17 protein-coding genes and 1 tRNA gene are annotated in these 16,119 nt (G+C 57.4%); 15 read left to right on the top strand and 3 right to left on the bottom strand.

Annotation, left to right across the window (positions count from 1 at the left end; genetic code table 11):
- The coding region (rbsD, locus tag PMI32_RS28305) for a D-ribose pyranase (RefSeq protein WP_008023981.1) at positions 1–324 on the top strand (324 nt) is incomplete at its 5' end.
- A 43-nt stretch (positions 325–367) separates the two neighbouring features.
- Positions 368–1,396 carry a nucleoside hydrolase gene (locus PMI32_RS28310; protein ID WP_008023980.1) on the top strand — a complete coding sequence of 343 codons (1,029 nt, stop codon included), beginning with the start codon at positions 368–370 and terminating at the stop codon, positions 1,394–1,396.
- Between the two features lie 31 nt (positions 1,397–1,427).
- Here the strand turns inward: PMI32_RS28310 and PMI32_RS28315 are convergent, their stop codons facing one another.
- Positions 1,428–1,640, bottom strand: coding sequence for a hypothetical protein (locus PMI32_RS28315; protein WP_008023978.1), 213 nt, complete (start codon positions 1,638–1,640; stop codon positions 1,428–1,430).
- A gap of 131 nt (positions 1,641–1,771) precedes the next feature.
- Between PMI32_RS28315 and PMI32_RS28320 the strand changes: the two genes are divergently transcribed.
- Positions 1,772–2,077, top strand: a complete 306-nt coding sequence (locus tag PMI32_RS28320; protein WP_008023976.1) for a hypothetical protein — start codon at positions 1,772–1,774, stop codon at positions 2,075–2,077.
- A gap of 165 nt (positions 2,078–2,242) precedes the next feature.
- A complete protein-coding gene (locus PMI32_RS28325; protein WP_008023975.1) occupies positions 2,243–2,563 on the top strand; it encodes an I78 family peptidase inhibitor in 321 nt (106 codons plus the stop codon).
- Positions 2,564–2,635: 72 nt separating this feature from the next.
- Here PMI32_RS28325 and PMI32_RS28330 read toward each other — a convergent pair whose 3' ends face one another.
- Together PMI32_RS28330 and PMI32_RS28335 are read right to left on the bottom strand one after the other, a co-directional pair.
- A complete protein-coding gene (locus PMI32_RS28330) occupies positions 2,636–2,848 on the bottom strand; it encodes a cold-shock protein (RefSeq protein ID WP_003179963.1) in 213 nt (70 codons plus the stop codon).
- Between the two features lie 292 nt (positions 2,849–3,140).
- Positions 3,141–3,443, bottom strand: coding sequence for a hypothetical protein (locus PMI32_RS28335; protein WP_008023973.1), 303 nt, complete (start codon positions 3,441–3,443; stop codon positions 3,141–3,143).
- A gap of 373 nt (positions 3,444–3,816) precedes the next feature.
- Here PMI32_RS28335 and thrS point away from each other — a divergent pair, with 373 nt between their 5' ends.
- From thrS to PMI32_RS28385, 11 genes are all read left to right on the top strand, one after another.
- Positions 3,817–5,739: a threonine--tRNA ligase gene (thrS, locus tag PMI32_RS28340; protein ID WP_008023971.1), complete on the top strand. Its 1,923-nt coding sequence runs from the start codon at positions 3,817–3,819 to the stop codon at positions 5,737–5,739.
- On the top strand, positions 5,739–6,290 hold the full coding sequence (gene infC / locus PMI32_RS0128540) for a translation initiation factor IF-3 (protein WP_172435341.1): 552 nt from the start codon (positions 5,739–5,741) through the stop codon (positions 6,288–6,290). The genes thrS and infC overlap by 1 nt, the downstream gene beginning before the upstream one ends.
- Before the next feature lie 60 nt (positions 6,291–6,350).
- Positions 6,351–6,545: a 50S ribosomal protein L35 gene (gene rpmI, locus PMI32_RS28345; RefSeq protein ID WP_002553160.1), complete on the top strand. Its 195-nt coding sequence runs from the start codon at positions 6,351–6,353 to the stop codon at positions 6,543–6,545.
- Between the two features lie 28 nt (positions 6,546–6,573).
- Entirely contained in the window at positions 6,574–6,930 is a 357-nt protein-coding gene (gene rplT, locus PMI32_RS28350; protein ID WP_007905879.1) for a 50S ribosomal protein L20, read from the top strand.
- 109 nt (positions 6,931–7,039) lie between these two features.
- On the top strand, positions 7,040–8,056 hold the full coding sequence (pheS, locus tag PMI32_RS28355) for a phenylalanine--tRNA ligase subunit alpha (protein WP_007905876.1): 1,017 nt from the start codon (positions 7,040–7,042) through the stop codon (positions 8,054–8,056).
- A 26-nt stretch (positions 8,057–8,082) separates the two neighbouring features.
- Positions 8,083–10,464, top strand: a complete 2,382-nt coding sequence (gene pheT / locus PMI32_RS28360) for a phenylalanine--tRNA ligase subunit beta (RefSeq protein ID WP_008023968.1) — start codon at positions 8,083–8,085, stop codon at positions 10,462–10,464.
- 3 nt (positions 10,465–10,467) lie between these two features.
- On the top strand, positions 10,468–10,770 hold the full coding sequence (ihfA, locus tag PMI32_RS28365; protein WP_002553164.1) for an integration host factor subunit alpha: 303 nt from the start codon (positions 10,468–10,470) through the stop codon (positions 10,768–10,770).
- The gene (locus PMI32_RS28370; protein WP_003179985.1) at positions 10,751–11,107 is read left to right on the top strand and encodes a MerR family transcriptional regulator; all 357 of its coding nucleotides are present in this window, start codon (positions 10,751–10,753) and stop codon (positions 11,105–11,107) included. Before ihfA ends, PMI32_RS28370 begins: the two co-directional genes overlap by 20 nt.
- 89 nt (positions 11,108–11,196) lie before the next feature.
- Positions 11,197–11,273 (top strand) — tRNA-Pro (locus tag PMI32_RS28375).
- Positions 11,274–11,902: 629 nt separating this feature from the next.
- Complete coding sequence (locus tag PMI32_RS28380; protein ID WP_008023966.1) at positions 11,903–12,985, top strand: alpha/beta fold hydrolase; 1,083 nt, start codon at positions 11,903–11,905, stop codon at positions 12,983–12,985.
- Between the two features lie 88 nt (positions 12,986–13,073).
- Positions 13,074–16,112 carry a porin gene (locus PMI32_RS28385; RefSeq protein WP_008023964.1) on the top strand — a complete coding sequence of 1,013 codons (3,039 nt, stop codon included), beginning with the start codon at positions 13,074–13,076 and terminating at the stop codon, positions 16,110–16,112.
- Positions 16,113–16,119 lie beyond the last annotated feature (7 nt).

The following is a 16,119-nucleotide window of genomic DNA, read 5'->3' as shown; positions in this document are numbered from 1 at the left end:
GATGCCGGCCTGCCGGTTCCGCCGGGTGTCGAACTGATCGATCTGGCCTTGACCCACGGCGTTCCGGATTTCATCAGCACGTTGAAGGTTGTGCTCAGCGAAATGCAGGTCGAAAGCCACGTCTTGGCCCAGGAGATTCTGGATAAGCAGCCGTCGGCGCTGGTGACGCTGGATGAGCTGAATGCCGAAGGTGCGCTGGGTCGGCGTGAGCTGCTCAGTCATGAGCAATTCAAAGTCCTGAGCCGACAGGCGCGGGCGATTGTTCGTACAGGCGAATGTCAGCCGTACTGCAACGTCGTACTGGTGGCCGGGGTCACGTTCTGATTCGTTTTCGTCTGTCGGCTTTTCCACGCACAAGGAGTGCGCTATGTACCGCTATGCTCAGAAACTGCACCATCTGCTCCGGAGTCTGCTGCTTTTGTCCCTGATTACCGCAACAAGCGCCCAGGCGGCGGAAAAGATCGACTTGATCATCGACACCGATCCGGGTGCCGACGACGTGGTCGCTTTGCTGTTTGCGCTGGCATCACCAGAAGAACTGAACATCCGCGCGTTGACCACCGTCGCCGGCAACGTGCGTCTGGACAAGACCTCGCGTAATGCGCGGCTGGCCCGCGAATGGGCGGGGCGCGAGGAGGTGCCGGTTTATGCCGGTGCGCCGAAACCGCTGATGCGTACGCCGATTTATGCCGAGAACATTCATGGTAAAGAAGGCCTGTCGGGCGTCACCGTGCATGAGCCGAAGCAAGGTTTGGCAAAGGGTAATGCAGTCAACTACCTGATCGACACCTTGAAAACAGCCAAGCCCCACAGCATCACCATCGCCATGCTCGGTCCACAGACCAACCTGGCGCTGGCGCTGATCCAGGAGCCCGAAATCGTTCAGGGCATCAAGGAAGTGGTGATCATGGGTGGTGCTCACTTCAACGGTGGCAACATCACCCCGGTGGCCGAGTTCAACCTGTTCGCCGACCCGCAGGCTGCTGAAGTGGTGCTGAAAAGTGGCGTCAAACTGACCTATCTGCCATTGGACGTGACCCACAAGATCCTTACCAGCGAAGCGCGCCTGAAGCAGATCGCCGCACTGAACAACAACGCCAGCAAGTTGGTGGGCGATATTCTCAATGAATACGTCAAAGGTGACATGGAGCACTACGGTCTTCCGGGCGGCCCGGTGCATGACGCGACAGTCATTGCCTACCTGCTCAAGCCGGAGCTGTTCACCGGTCGTTCGGTCAATGTGGTGGTTGATAGCCGCGAAGGCCCGACCTTCGGTCAAACCATCGTCGACTGGTATGACGGCCTGAAAGCGCCGAAAAATGCGTTCTGGGTTGAGAGTGGCGATGCCCAGGGTTTCTTCGACCTACTGACCCAGCGTCTGGCTCGTCTGAAGTAAGTTGTACACCCGCAGGTGCCAGCCTGCGGGGTTACTCCCTTTCGTTGTATTCAGCGCCCTTGTAGTCGGCCGGGTACTTCTCGAATACCTGTGCGATGAAGGTTTGCGCCGCTTCAGTCCCCAGTTCCTTGACCAATAGATCGATACCAATGATTGCCAGCTCTTCCGGACTGCCTGGGCTGTAAGAGCTGTGGCCTTGTGGCCACTTGGCTTTGATGTCGGCGTCGATGCTTACGGTGGTCATGTTGGCGCTCGTGAATTCGGGAAAGTCTGGGTGTGAGTTAAGCATTTTGCAGAGTGTTTGGCACTCCGACTTAGGCATGAGGGAAGGGCTATGCGACACTTGGTTTTTGATGATTTTTCAAGGACCGTGCTGTGCAGATTGATTTGAACTCTCCTGACGGCTTGACCCTTGAGGCAGTGCGCCAGCTGCTGGCGTCTGCCAGTGATGATGAGCACACCCAATTGCGGGTGACCAAGGGCGGCATCGCTTACATTTCATCGGGTGTCGTGGGCGGCACTGACATCGGCGGGCTGCTGTTTCGTCTGGAGACGTGGGCCAAGGGCTCGGGGTATGTGGGATTGGTCGCGGCCAGTGACGAGGTGTGGGTCATGCAGATCTTCAATGCGCTAAAAGAGAACTGGCCATCACCACCATTCGATTACATCGATATTTATTGAGCGCAGGTCATATTCAGTCACGATTGCGGGGTGAATGACCGGGAGTGCTCAGGCAAACTCGCCGCTTGTCCGGGTCGAGGGCAGGGCGCAGGCGCTGCCTGTGAAACCAAACGCCAGATTGGCGGTCGCACGATCTCAGCTTAACTATTGAAAAAAGGAGGCTTCATGCCTTGGAAGCTCGCGTCATTGGGTACTTTGTTGGCCGCTAGTCTGCTGGCAGGTTGCAGCAGCACGTCTACCGAATCGGCAACAGACCCTGTCACGACGACGGATACCGGCCACAGTCGTTGCGAAGCAAAGGCTGCCGAATTCACCATTGGCAAAAAGGCTTCGCTCGCGCTGCTGGAACAGGCGCGTGTTCGCGCAGGCGCGCAGAATGCCCGTATCCTCAAGCCTGACGATATGGTGACGCTGGAGTACCGCTCCGACCGCTTGAACCTGAACACCGATGCCAACCTGGTGATCACGCGCATCAACTGCGGCTGATAGCGTCCGGCTTTTGCTTCATCCATAAAAAACCCCGTCACATGGACGGGGTTTTTTTAGTGCGCCAAGAAATTACTCTGGGCGAACTTGAGCAGCTTGCATACCCTTTTGGCCTTTCTCAGCCACGAAGGAAACAGTCTGGCCTTCTTTCAGGCTTTTGAAACCGTCGCTTTCGATAGCTTTGAAGTGTACGAACAGGTCGTCACCGCCACCTTGAGGAGTGATGAAGCCGAAGCCTTTTTCATCGTTGAACCATTTAACGGTGCCGGTTTGGCGATTAGACATGGTGTATCTCCAAGAAACATATATTTTCAGTAGTACTGTGCTGCTCAGGCCAACTGGGCACACCGGAGTATCATAGTCGAAATGTTCGCTTTGGGAGCCCCCCGGACGTGCTGTTTGCCCTGCAGTCGCGCTTTCTTTGTTGCCTGATGTGGCTGAAAGCCCCGATTTAAAAGGCTTTCAGCCGAAAGTAAAGACGATAAAAAAAGCTGTAAAACCTGCATAAATTGTCGAAAAAGGCGGTTTTCAGATGCCTTTTGCCGGCGCCAAACCCTTTTTTGACGCCATGCAGGGCTTATTTTTTCGGCGGATTACTGGCCTTGCATTTGGAAATCTGGGTCAGGGCCTGTTGTTTCAGGGCGTCACTGGCTTGGTTGTCCATCAAGGACTGAAGGTCCTTGGCCGGGTATGATTTGATTGCGTCGGCGCCACAAGCGCAGTGGGCTTTTGCAGCAGCCGCGCCGATCTGAGGGGTTGCCGCTTGAGTGCACTGAGCCATGTATTTCTCGCGCTCGCCCTTCGGCCAATCGGCATGGGCGGCCAACGGCAGCAACAGGACGATGGGGGCGACTACTGCGAACAAACGATTCAGACGCATGCTGGGATGCTCCTTGTGGGTCAATGTCTTGTTATCTGAGGGGTAAAGCGGGGTTCAAGTTCAGCACTCTGGCATAAAAAGGACTGATTTGCCCCAGCAGAAAACCTCGGCACCGCGACGACCGTTCATCTGTGCTAGCATGCCTCGCTCGGGTATTTGCAAGCTCCGCAGACCTTCAGTCACGGTGGCGGCAGATGTTCGAATAACCCTGATTTGAATCCCAGTCACTCTGGTTCGGTTTTCCGGTTGGCCGCAAGGCTCCTGCCGCTGTAAGGCAGGCGTTCGTCATTGAATGGCCTGGACCGGATCTTGTACTGGCTCATCCCAACCCACGTGACCTTTGGTAGGGGTCACCACTAGGAGAGGAGGCGCCATGCCAACTATTACTCTTCCCGACGGCAGTCAACGTTCATTCGATCACCCGGTTTCCGTAGCCGAGGTCGCCGCATCCATTGGTGCAGGTCTGGCCAAGGCCACCGTGGCCGGCAAGGTCGATGGCAAGCTGGTCGACGCCAGCGACATCATCAGCGCCGACGCTACGCTGCAAATCATTACGCCTAAGGATGAAGAGGGGCTGGAGATCATTCGCCACTCTTGCGCCCACCTGGTTGGCCATGCGGTCAAGCAGCTGTATCCGACCGCCAAAATGGTCATCGGCCCGGTCATCGACGAAGGCTTCTATTACGACATCGCCTTCGAGCGTCCTTTCACTCCGGACGACCTGGCCGCCATCGAACAGCGCATGCAACAGCTGATCGAGAAAGATTACGACGTGATCAAGAAAGTCACTCCGCGCGCCGAAGTGATCGAAGTGTTCAAGGCCCGTGGCGAAGACTACAAGCTGCGCCTGGTCGAGGACATGCCGAACGAACAGGCCATGGGCCTGTACTATCACGAAGAATACGTCGACATGTGCCGCGGTCCGCACGTGCCGAACACCCGCTTCCTGAAATCCTTCAAGCTGACCAAGTTGTCCGGCGCCTACTGGCGTGGCGATGCCAAGAACGAGCAATTGCAGCGCGTCTACGGCACCGCATGGGCGGACAAGAAGCAGCTGGCGGCTTACATCCAGCGCATCGAAGAAGCTGAAAAGCGCGATCACCGCAAGATCGGCAAGCGCCTGGGCCTGTTCCACACCCAGGAAGAGTCGCCGGGCATGGTGTTCTGGCACCCGAACGGCTGGACGCTGTATCAGGTACTCGAGCAGTACATGCGCAAAGTTCAGCGCGACAACGGCTACCTGGAGATCAAGACTCCACAAGTCGTTGACCGCAGCCTGTGGGAGAAATCCGGGCACTGGGCCAACTACGCCGACAACATGTTCACCACTCAGTCGGAAAACCGCGACTACGCCATCAAGCCAATGAACTGCCCTTGCCACGTGCAAGTGTTCAACCAGGGCCTGAAAAGCTACCGCGAGTTGCCGATGCGCCTGGCCGAGTTCGGTGCCTGCCACCGTAACGAGCCATCGGGTGCGCTGCACGGCATCATGCGTGTGCGTGCGTTCACTCAGGACGACGCCCACATCTTCTGCACCGAAGAGCAGATGCAGGCCGAATCCGCTGCGTTCATCAAGCTGACCATGGACGTCTACGCCGACTTCGGCTTCAAAGACGTCGAGATGAAGCTGTCCACTCGTCCGGAAAAACGCGTCGGTTCCGACGAGTTGTGGGACCGCGCCGAAGCTGCATTGGCTGCAGCCCTTGATAGCGCTGGCCTGCCGTACGATCTGCAACCGGGCGAGGGTGCGTTCTACGGTCCGAAGATCGAGTTCTCGCTGAAAGATTGCCTTGGTCGCGTCTGGCAGTGTGGTACCCTGCAGCTCGATTTTAACCTGCCTGTCCGTCTGGGAGCCGAATACGTCTCCGAAGACAACAGTCGCAAGCATCCGGTGATGTTGCACCGGGCGATCCTTGGATCCTTCGAACGTTTCGTCGGAATCCTGATCGAGCACTACGAGGGTGCGTTCCCTGCGTGGCTGGCTCCGACCCAGGCAGTGATCATGAACATCACTGACAAACAGGCCGATTTTGCCGCCGAGGTTGAAAAAACTCTCAACGAAAGCGGATTTCGTGCCAAGTCTGACTTGAGAAATGAAAAGATCGGCTTTAAAATCCGCGAGCATACTTTGCTCAAGGTTCCCTATCTCTTGGTTATCGGAGATCGGGAAGTCGAGATGCAGACTGTCGCTGTGCGTACTCGTGAAGGTGCTGACCTGGGCTCGATGCCCGTCGCCCAGTTCGCTGAGTTTCTCGCGCAAGCGGTTTCCCGGCGTGGTCGCCCAGATTCGGAGTAATTATTATTAAGCGTGAAATGAGACAAGATAAACGAGCTGCACCGAAAGCCCCGATCAACGAGAATATCTCGGCACGCGAGGTTCGGTTAATTGGGGCTGAAGGTGAACAGCTTGGGATTGTGTCAATTGAAGACGCGCTTCTTAAGGCTGAAGAGGCCAAGCTGGATTTGGTGGAGATTTCCGCCGATGCAGTACCCCCTGTTTGCAAACTGATGGACTACGGCAAATCGATCTTCGAGAAGAAGAAGCAGATTGCCGCGGCCAAGAAAAACCAGAAGCAGATTCAGGTTAAAGAAATCAAGTTTCGTCCAGGGACGGAGGAAGGGGATTACCAGGTAAAACTGCGCAACCTGGTACGTTTCCTGAGTGATGGGGACAGGGCCAAGGTATCCTTGCGATTCCGCGGCCGTGAGATGGCCCACCAGGAGCTGGGGATGGAACTCCTCAAGCGAGTTGAAGGTGACTTGCTCGAGTACGGTTCGGTCGAACAGCATCCTAAGATGGAAGGACGCCAGCTGATCATGGTCATCGCCCCGAAAAAGAAGAAGTAATCAACAGGGCACGGCAGGCCTTCTGATTATGTTTATCAACTGAATGCGGAGTATCCGAACATGCCAAAAATGAAAACGAAAAGTGGTGCTGCTAAGCGGTTTCTGAAAACTGCTAACGGTATCAAGCACAAGCACGCTTTCAAGAGCCACATCCTGACTAAAATGTCGACCAAGCGTAAGCGTCAACTGCGCGGTAGCAGCTTGCTGCATCCGTCTGACGTGGCAAAAGTCGAGCGCATGCTGCGCCTTCGTTAATTTTAGTCAAGAATAGAGGAAGTAACTCATGGCTCGTGTAAAGCGTGGCGTCATTGCCCGTAAACGTCACAAAAAAATTCTGAAACTTGCTAAAGGCTACTACGGCGCTCGCTCGCGCGTATTCCGTGTTGCCAAGCAAGCGGTAATCAAGGCAGGCCAATACGCCTACCGTGACCGTCGTCAGAAAAAACGTCAGTTCCGCGCTCTGTGGATCGCTCGTATCAACGCTGGTGCACGTATCAACGGTCTGTCCTACAGCCGTTTCATCGCCGGCCTGAAAAAAGCGTCCATCGAGATCGACCGTAAGGTTCTGGCTGATCTGGCAGTGAACGAAAAAGCGGCGTTTGCTGCGATTGTCGAGAAAGCTAAAGCCACCTTGGCTTAAGTACCCCCGACAGTCACCCGGCCTCACCTCTGTGGGGCCAGGTGTTAAACGTCATAAATAGGGGAAGAGCCTTCAAGCTCTTCCCCTATTTTGTATCTGGAGTCTGTACATGGAAAACCTGGATGCGCTCGTCTCTCAAGCACTAGAGGCTGTGCAAAGCGCTGAAGATATCAATGCCCTGGAGCAAATCCGGGTTCACTACCTTGGCAAAAAGGGTGAATTGACTCAGGTGATGAAGACCCTGGGGAATTTGCCGGCAGAAGAGCGTCCGCAAGTCGGCGCCCTGATCAACGTTGCCAAGGAGCGTGTCACAGAGGTTCTCAATGCTCGCAAGGCACTGTTTGAAGAGGCCGACCTGGCCGCCAAACTGTCTGCCGAGTCCATTGACGTGACCCTGCCTGGCCGTGGCCAGACCTCGGGAGGTCTGCATCCGGTTACTCGCACTCTGGAACGTATCGAACAGTTCTTCACCCACATCGGCTATGGCATCGCCGAAGGCCCTGAGGTTGAAGACGATTACCACAACTTCGAAGCGCTCAACATCCCAGGCCATCACCCGGCCCGGTCGATGCATGACACCTTCTATTTCAATGCCAACATGTTGTTGCGCACCCATACCTCGCCGGTACAGGTCCGCACCATGGAATCGAAACAGCCACCGATCCGCATCGTCTGCCCAGGCCGTGTGTATCGTAGCGACTCCGATATCACTCACTCGCCGATGTTCCACCAGGTCGAAGGCCTGCTGGTCGATCGCGATATCAACTTCGCCGACCTGAAAGGGACCATCGAAGAATTCCTGCGCGTGTTCTTCGAAAAAGAACTGGCCGTGCGTTTCCGTCCTTCGTACTTCCCGTTCACCGAGCCATCCGCTGAAGTCGACATGGAATGCGTGATGTGCAGCGGTAAAGGCTGCCGTGTCTGCAAACAGACTGGCTGGCTGGAAGTGATGGGCTGCGGCATGGTTCACCCGAACGTGCTGCGCATGTCCGGGATCGACCCGGAAGAGTTTTCGGGCTTTGCCTTCGGCATGGGCGTTGAGCGTCTGGCCATGCTGCGTTACGGCGTGAACGACTTGCGTCTGTTCTTCGACAACGACTTGCGGTTCCTCGCGCAATTTCGCTAGTCGTAACGAATTCTTAGGAGAGCAGGATGAAATTCAGTGAACAATGGCTGCGTGGCTGGGTTAGCCCGCAGGTAAGTCGCGACGAGCTGGTTGCCCGTCTGTCGATGGCCGGTCTCGAGGTCGATAGCGTTACGCCGGCCGCCGGTGAATTCAGCGGTGTGGTGGTGGGCGAGGTGCTGAGCACCGAGCAGCACCCGGACGCTGACAAGTTGCGTGTTTGCCAGGTCAGCAATGGCTCGGAGACTTTTCAGGTCGTGTGCGGTGCGCCAAACGTACGTCCTGGCCTGAAGATCCCGTTCGCCATGATCGGTGCCGAACTGCCGGGCGACTTCAAAATCAAGAAAGCCAAGCTGCGTGGCGTTGAGTCCAACGGCATGCTGTGCTCGCAAGCCGAACTGCAAGTGGGCGAAGGCAACGATGGCCTGATGGAGTTGCCGGTCGATGCACCGGTCGGTCAGGACATTCGTGAATACCTGAACCTGGACGACGCCAGCATCGAGGTCGACCTGACCCCGAACCGCGGCGACTGCCTGTCCCTGGCCGGTCTGGCCCGTGAAGTCGGCGCGTTGTACGCCGCTGAAGTCACCCGCCCGGTCGTGGCGACCGTTCCAGCCGTGCACGATGAAGTGCGTTCGGTTGAGGTGCTGGCACCAGCCGCTTGCCCGCGTTACCTGGGTCGAGTGATCCGCAACGTCGACCTGTCCAAGCCTACGCCGCTGTGGATGGTCGAGCGTCTGCGTCGCGCCGATGTGCGCAGCATTGATGCGGCCGTCGACATCACTAACTACGTGATGCTGGAACTGGGTCAACCGCTGCACGCGTTCGATCTCGCCGAAATCAATGGCGGCATCCGCGTACGTATGGCCGAAGAAGGCGAGAAGCTGGTGCTGCTCGACGGTCAGGAAGTCAGCCTGCGTAGCGATACGCTGGTGATTGCCGACCACACCCGCGCCTTGGCAATCGCCGGCGTAATGGGTGGCGAGCACAGCGGCGTCAACACCGCGACCACTCGTGACATTTTCCTTGAAAGTGCGTTCTTCGATCAGATCGCCGTGGCTGGCAAGGCTCGTTCTTACGGCCTGCACACCGACGCTTCGCACCGTTACGAGCGTGGCGTGGACTGGCAACTGGCCCGTGAAGCCATGGAGCGCGCCACTGGCCTGCTGCTGGACATCACTGGCGGCGAAGCCGGTCCGATCATCGAGACCGTCAGCGAACAGCACCTGCCTTCGATTGCGCCGGTTACTCTGCGTGCGCAACGCATCACTCAGATGCTGGGTATGGAAATGGATTCGGCCGAAGTCGAGCGACTGCTCAGCGGCCTGGGTCTGAAGATTTCTGCCGATGGGGCAGGGCAGTGGCGCGTTGAAGTGCCAAGCCATCGCTTCGACATCAGCCTCGAGGTCGACCTGATCGAAGAGCTGGCCCGTCTGTACGGTTACAACCGTCTGCCGGTTCGTTACCCGCAAGCCCGTCTGGCGCCGCAAGCCAAGGCCGAAGCGCGTAGTGATCTGCCTGAACTGCGTCGCCTGCTGGTGGCTCGTGGTTATCAGGAAGCGATCACCTACAGCTTCATCGATCCGAAACAATTCGAGTTGTTTAATCCGGGTGTCGAGCCGCTGCTGCTGGCTAACCCGATTTCCAACGACATGGCGGCCATGCGCTCGTCCCTGTGGCCTGGTCTGGTCAAGGCGCTTCAGCACAACCTGAACCGTCAACAGGATCGCGTGCGTCTGTTCGAAAGCGGTCTGCGTTTTGTCGGTCAGCTGGAAGGCTTGAAGCAAGAGCCGATGCTGGCGGGTGTCGTTTGCGGTACTCGTCTTCCGGAAGGCTGGGCGCAAGGCCGCGACGTCGTGGATTTCTTCGACGTGAAAGCTGACGTGGAAGCGGTTCTGGGCTTCGCCGGTGCACTGGATTCGTTCACGTTCGTGCCGGGCAAACACCCAGCGTTGCACCCGGGTCAAACCGCACGCATCGAGCGCGAAGGTCGTTTGGTAGGTTTCGTTGGCGCAATCCACCCTGAATTGTCGAAAACCCTCGGTCTCGATCGTCCGGTCTTCGTTTTCGAGCTGGTTCTGGCCGAAGTGGCGTTGGGTAAAATGCCTAAATTCCAGGAGTTGTCGCGCTTTCCTGAAGTGCGTCGTGACCTTGCGCTGATCGCCGAAAAAGACGTCGCAGCCAGCGCTGTACTGGACGTAATCCGTGAAAATGCAGGGGAATGGCTGACGGACCTCAGGCTATTTGACGTGTATCAGGGTAAAGGTATTGATCCTGATAGAAAAAGCCTTGCAGTCGGCTTGACCTGGCAGCATCCATCGCGCACTCTTAATGACGATGAGGTGAATACCACGACGCAAAACATCCTCACCTCGCTCGAACAAAGGTTGAACGCCACGTTAAGGAAGTGACGTATGGGGGCTCTGACGAAAGCTGAAATGGCGGAACGTCTGTATGAAGAGCTGGGCCTGAATAAACGGGAGGCCAAGGAATTGGTCGAACTGTTTTTTGAAGAAATCAGGCACGCTCTTGAAGACAACGAACAAGTCAAATTGTCCGGTTTCGGCAATTTCGACCTTCGGGACAAACGCCAGCGGCCTGGCCGCAATCCGAAAACGGGTGAAGAAATCCCGATCACGGCTCGCCGTGTGGTCACCTTTCGTCCAGGGCAGAAGTTGAAGGCCCGAGTTGAGGCTTATGCTGGAACCAAGTCATAACGACGAGCTACCCGTCATCCCAGGCAAACGCTACTTCACCATTGGTGAAGTCAGCGAGCTGTGTGCGGTAAAACCGCACGTGCTGCGCTATTGGGAGCAGGAGTTTCCTCAACTCAACCCCGTCAAACGGCGCGGAAACCGCCGGTATTATCAGCGACAAGACGTGCTGATGATCCGGCAGATCCGCGCGCTTCTTTACGATCAAGGGTTCACCATCGGCGGCGCACGCTTGCGTTTGTCCGGCGATGAAGCCAAAGACGACACCACTCAATACAAACAGATGATTAGGCAGATGATTGCCGAATTGGAAGATGTGCTGGTGGTCCTCAAGAAATAAATTCCTGCGTTTGAATACTTCCAGTTTTCAAAAGCTTGCGATATATTCTTGAGCGTTCTTCGAGATGAAGGACGAGTTTCACGCCTAGTCGGGGCGTAGCGCAGTCCGGTAGCGCACTAGCATGGGGTGCTAGGGGTCGAGTGTTCGAATCACTCCGTCCCGACCATATAATTCAAGGGGTTGTGAGATTTTATCTCGCGACCCCTTTTTATTTTTTGTCATTTTTACCCCCGCAAAACGGTCGGCTCTCAGTGGAAATCGGAAAGCCTGAGAGGGCGATTTCGGTGTTTGTGAACTTATTGGCACACGGATAGCCTACCGCTGGGAAACGCTAGGGCAGTAGGGGGCATCTGTCACTGGGGCCCATGTCGATGCGCAGGACACCGAGCCCTCTTCATCCAGCAGTTGCTTGACGTAGCCGGGCATCTGGTCTGCCAACAAGCGCTCCGTACGGGTCAGATGTTCAGCCAGCAACCTGTGCAGCGTGCCCCGGATAACAGTCTCTATATACCCGAACGCAACACCCTGTTTTGTTCGTGACGGCTGCTACGACAACTCGATATTTTTAAAGTATTGAGATCGTTTTTTTGCGTATTTTTCATCGACCAGCCCCGCTGTTAGGATTCGCAAAAAACAAGAGAAGTGCCTGGCTTCGCGACTTGGCGGCCCCTCCATATAGGTGGCAACGCTCCGACGCGAACACATGCCCATCCTGTTTCCGAACAGCCGCACAACGAAGGGATAGCCGCATCGAGCCGATGCCGCACCGTTCGGTGTATTAGCGCAGAGGGTGCCATGTTCTGTATGTTCAAAAGCCTGCAATCATCCTTCACCTTTACCAAATCTTTGGCCTCAGTGCTTGGCACGGTGACTCTGGTCGGGGCGATCACATCCTCTTCTATCTCTGAAGCCCAAGGCGAAGTCGCGGGCAAGCGTGTTGACGAATCTTTTCAGACGTTGCGCCTGGGCCGCGATAGCGATGCCTATCCCTTCCGGGTCTACGCCAACGCCGATCTGTATCAACCTCCGAAGGGTATCGAGCGTGCGGTGGTGATCCTGCACGGTGTGCAGCGCGATGCCGACAAGTACTTCGAGACCGGCCGCAAGCTGCTGAACAATGCCGGTCTTTCAGCAGATCAGACGCTGTTGCTGGCCCCCAACTTCCTGACCCCGACCGATCCGGGCGTCGGTGATGACATGCCCCTGTGGCCTCGTGACAAATGGATGCATGGCATCGAATCGCAGTCGGGTCATACCGGTATTTCGGGCTTCCAAGTGCTGGACGACCTGGTTGGCTACTTGTCCGACCGCCAACATTTTCCGGCGCTGAAAGAAATTGTCATGGTCAGCCACTCGGCCGGCGCGCAGCTGATGCAGCGCTACGCGGTGGTCAACAATCTGGACGCCGGACTCAAGGCCCGTGGCATCCGCATCCGTTACATCATTGCCAGCCCGTCGAGCTATCTGTACTTCGATGACAATCGCTTGCAGGTCGGTGGATTTGCCCCGGTGGTCACGGTGATATGCCCCAGCTATGGCCGCTATCGTTACGGTCTGGACGGTGCCCCGGCGTACGTACAGTCACAGCAATTGTCGGATCAGCAACTGTTCGCCCGTTACGCGGCTCGCGACGTGACCTACCTGGTCGGAGCGAAGGACAACAACCCCAACAGCCGGGTGATGGACAGTTCCTGCGGCGCCAATTACCAGGGCCAGACACGGGTCGAACGCCAGCTCATTTACATCGCCTACGAACGTTTCCTGGCCAAGAAATGGCAAACCCCCATTAACCATCCACAACATTCGATCCCGGGCCTGGGGCATAGCGCGCCGCAATTGTTTCGCGACGAAAAGGTCGCCCGAATCATCTTTCCCTGAGCACGCCGTTTTATTGATTCCACACTGACTCGTCACGGCTGTGCGGGCCGGGCAAGCACGTCCTCGATAAAAATAATAAGAGTGATGTATGAGCAAAAACGATCTGTTCATCAGGGTATCTCAGGCCTTCAGGCCCGGCCGTCTGACCCTCTTGGCGGCGGCCTTGATCGCCGTGCAGGCCCAGGCCGATACGCTGCCGTCTTCCGGGAGACTGTTCGAAACCAACCGCGAAGCCCTGCGGCCGACCGACAGCGCCCAGCCCGCCACCCCGGGTAGCGTGCGCATCGACAGCCAGGACGCTGAACCTGACAGCCATGCCAACTCGGGCGCGGCGTCATCGATGAAACTGGAGGTCAAGGGATTCACCTTCACCGGCAATCGTGAAGTCAGCGACGCCGACTTGCAGGCTCAGGTCAAACCCTATACCCAGCGCGTGCTGGACCTCAATGGCCTGCGGGAAGCGGCGGGGCAGGTTACCGCGCTGTATCGTGCCCGGGGTTATCTGGTGGCCCGGGCGTATCTGCCGGCCCAGGAAATCCAGAACGGCCAGGTCACCCTCGGTATTCAGGAAGGGGTGATCGGCACGGTCGTCGCCTTGCCAGGGCCGAACGTGCGTTTGCGCCCAGGCATGCAGCAACGCTTTGTCGATGCCTTGGAACCGGGCACGATCATTCGCGAGCAGGACTTGGAACGGGTACTGCTGCGCCTGTCGGATATTGCCGGTGTTTCCGTGCACGCCATTTTGCGCCCGTCGCAACAGCCGGGCGCGGCGGACATCGTGCTTGAACTCAGTGAGATGACCGCCTTCACCGCTCGCGCGGCCATCGACAACTACGGCAACTATTTCACCGGTTCCAATCGGCTGACGTCCAGCGTCAGCCTCAACGACGCTTTCGGCCTCGGTGAAACCTTCACGGTCAATTCGCAGAACTCGTTCGAAGGGCTGGAGATCAAGGGCGTGGGTTTCCAGCAACCGCTGGGGGCCAGTGGCGTGTCCATCGGCGCCAATTACGCCGAGCTGGACTACTCGATCGGCAAGAACCTCAAGGACATCGATGCCGACGGCACCGCCAAGGTGTCTTCGGTGTTTCTCAACAGCTCGCTGCTGCGTTCACGGGATGCCAACATCAGTTTCAACCTGGCTGAAGAACATCGTCATTTCGAGGATTCGGCGGACGGTTTTTCCGTGAACAAGTCGGCGGTCTTTCGCAGCGCCGCGCTCTATGGCAACTGGAACGATGGCTGGCGGGGCAACAACCTGGGGAGCCTTGCCTTCGGCGTCGGTGATCTGGACAAGAACACCGCCGCCGACGCGGCGCTGGACGCCTACACGGCAAAAGCCGCGGGCACTTACAAAAAGACCAACGCGTCGTTCAGCCGCCTGCAAGCGTTGGGTTACGGCTATTCGCTGTATGGCTCTGTCTCGGGGCAGTGGGCCGACAAGAACCTCGATTCTTCGGAAAAACTCAGCCTGGGCGGACCCAATGGCGTGCGGGCCTATCCGGTCGGCGAAGCCGCAGGGGACGAGGGGGTATTGGGGCGTGTGGAGTTGCGTAAATACCTGGGGACGGTCCACGGCGCGATTGCCGAGGGCGCGTTGTTCGCCGACGGGGGCAAGGTCCGCGTCAACAAGAACCCCTGGGACAACAGCGAGAACGAGCTGACCCGCTATGGCTATGGCGTGGGCGTGAACCTGTATCACCGGGATCTGGTAATGAACGCCAGTCTGGCGTTTTCACCGGGCGACAATCCGACCAGCGACGATCGCGCGGCGCGACGCCTGTGGTTCTCGATTTCCGGCTCACCTCAGGCCTTCGCCGGGTTCGCCAGTGACCTGGGCTCCAAGGGCGAGGATTTCGAAGTGGCCGAAACCCAAACCGTGTTTTACGGCTCGCTGGGTATTGTCCCCGAATACGTAGACCGTTACGGCGCGACGCCGGCCGCCCCAGCCGACCAGAGTCGGCTGGCCACCCCCAACGGACGCAACATGGCCAGTTTCTGGCGCGCGCGTGACAACGTTTCCAACGTCGGAGTACACAGCGGTTATGCGCTGACCGACGACTGGAATCTGCTGTGGCAACTGGAGTACGGCATCTCCCTCAACTACACCGCCAGCGACGATCCCTCGGTGGTGCAGTCGGCGTCACCGAGTGCCAAGCTGCGCAACTCCGGCGCGGCGTTCAACAATGATCAGTTCGGTACGTTGCTGTACGGCATCTGGGACATGCCGTTGAAAGAAAGCACCACCAGTCTGGATCCGTTCTACGGCAAGACCAGTGCTGCGTATTACAACATCATCGGCTCTCCCGGTTTCGGCACTAGCCTGGCCACCAACGTCAACGGGCCGTCCGGCACCGCCGATGAATCGAACAACGATGACGCCGCGTTCAATCGTCGCCAGGCCGGAGTCGTGCAGTACTGGACGCCCGAGTGGTATGGCCTGCAACTGAAGTTGGCGTACTCCAACAACGGCACCCGTGCCGCCGACGATGTCAGCAAGGGTTATATCTATGGCGGCAGCCTGACCTACACCCATGGCGGCTTTACCGCGATTGTCGCCGCCGAACGGCATGTCGATTATTTCGGCATCGCCTCGCTGGGACGCAATGCCCGGGGTGTCGGCAGCAGCACTCATGTCACCGATGGCACCTCTTCGGACGACTTCAGTGTGCGTTATGGCCTGGCCTATGACTTTGGCGACACCAAGCTGTCGGCCATTGCCGACGACTTGTCCTACTCCGAAGACGGTGTGATCAACAACAGCACCACCTCCAGCGATCTGTCCCGCTATCGCCGCCGCGCCTACCTGTTCGGCATCTCTCACACCATGGGCGCCTGGCAGTTGCGGGCCAGTTACGCCAAGGCGTTGCCGGGCCAGTGCTCGATGATCGCCGCCACCGATATCGACTGCGACACCCACGGCATGGGCGCGAGCCAATACGCGGTGGGTGCTACCTACAAGCTGACCAAGAACACCGATCTGTTTGGCCAGTACGTGGTGCTGAAAAACCAGTCCCTGGCCAACTACAACTTTGCATTGACCGGGGTTTACGCCGCCACCGGTTATTCGCCAGGCACAGGCACCACCATCAGCGCCATCGGCACCGGTATCAACTATTCGTTCTGAGGAGAAG

It is taken from the genome of Pseudomonas sp. GM60 (genome assembly GCF_000282415.1).
In the GTDB taxonomy this organism is placed as follows: Bacteria; Pseudomonadota; Gammaproteobacteria; order Pseudomonadales; family Pseudomonadaceae; genus Aquipseudomonas; species Aquipseudomonas migulae.
Note: the sequence above shows the minus strand (reverse complement) of the source record. Positions and strands in the feature narration are given on the sequence as shown.

Bases quoted from the DNA above. Each gene is read 5' to 3' on its own strand.
- PMI32_RS28310 (WP_008023980.1), top strand. From the start codon at position 368: ATGTACCGCTATGCTCAGAAACTGCACCATCTGCTCCGGAGTCTGCTG.
- PMI32_RS28315 (WP_008023978.1), bottom strand. From the start codon at position 1,640: ATGACCACCGTAAGCATCGACGCCGACATCAAAGCCAAGTGGCCACAA.
- PMI32_RS28325 (WP_008023975.1), top strand. From the start codon at position 2,243: ATGCCTTGGAAGCTCGCGTCATTGGGTACTTTGTTGGCCGCTAGTCTG.
- PMI32_RS28330 (WP_003179963.1), bottom strand. From the start codon at position 2,848: ATGTCTAATCGCCAAACCGGCACCGTTAAATGGTTCAACGATGAAAAA.
- PMI32_RS28335 (WP_008023973.1), bottom strand. From the start codon at position 3,443: ATGCGTCTGAATCGTTTGTTCGCAGTAGTCGCCCCCATCGTCCTGTTG.
- thrS (WP_008023971.1), top strand. From the start codon at position 3,817: ATGCCAACTATTACTCTTCCCGACGGCAGTCAACGTTCATTCGATCAC.
- rpmI (WP_002553160.1), top strand. From the start codon at position 6,351: ATGCCAAAAATGAAAACGAAAAGTGGTGCTGCTAAGCGGTTTCTGAAA.
- rplT (WP_007905879.1), top strand. From the start codon at position 6,574: ATGGCTCGTGTAAAGCGTGGCGTCATTGCCCGTAAACGTCACAAAAAA.
- pheS (WP_007905876.1), top strand. From the start codon at position 7,040: ATGGAAAACCTGGATGCGCTCGTCTCTCAAGCACTAGAGGCTGTGCAA.
- pheT (WP_008023968.1), top strand. From the start codon at position 8,083: ATGAAATTCAGTGAACAATGGCTGCGTGGCTGGGTTAGCCCGCAGGTA.
- ihfA (WP_002553164.1), top strand. From the start codon at position 10,468: ATGGGGGCTCTGACGAAAGCTGAAATGGCGGAACGTCTGTATGAAGAG.
- PMI32_RS28370 (WP_003179985.1), top strand. From the start codon at position 10,751: ATGCTGGAACCAAGTCATAACGACGAGCTACCCGTCATCCCAGGCAAA.
- PMI32_RS28380 (WP_008023966.1), top strand. From the start codon at position 11,903: ATGTTCTGTATGTTCAAAAGCCTGCAATCATCCTTCACCTTTACCAAA.
- PMI32_RS28385 (WP_008023964.1), top strand. From the start codon at position 13,074: ATGAGCAAAAACGATCTGTTCATCAGGGTATCTCAGGCCTTCAGGCCC.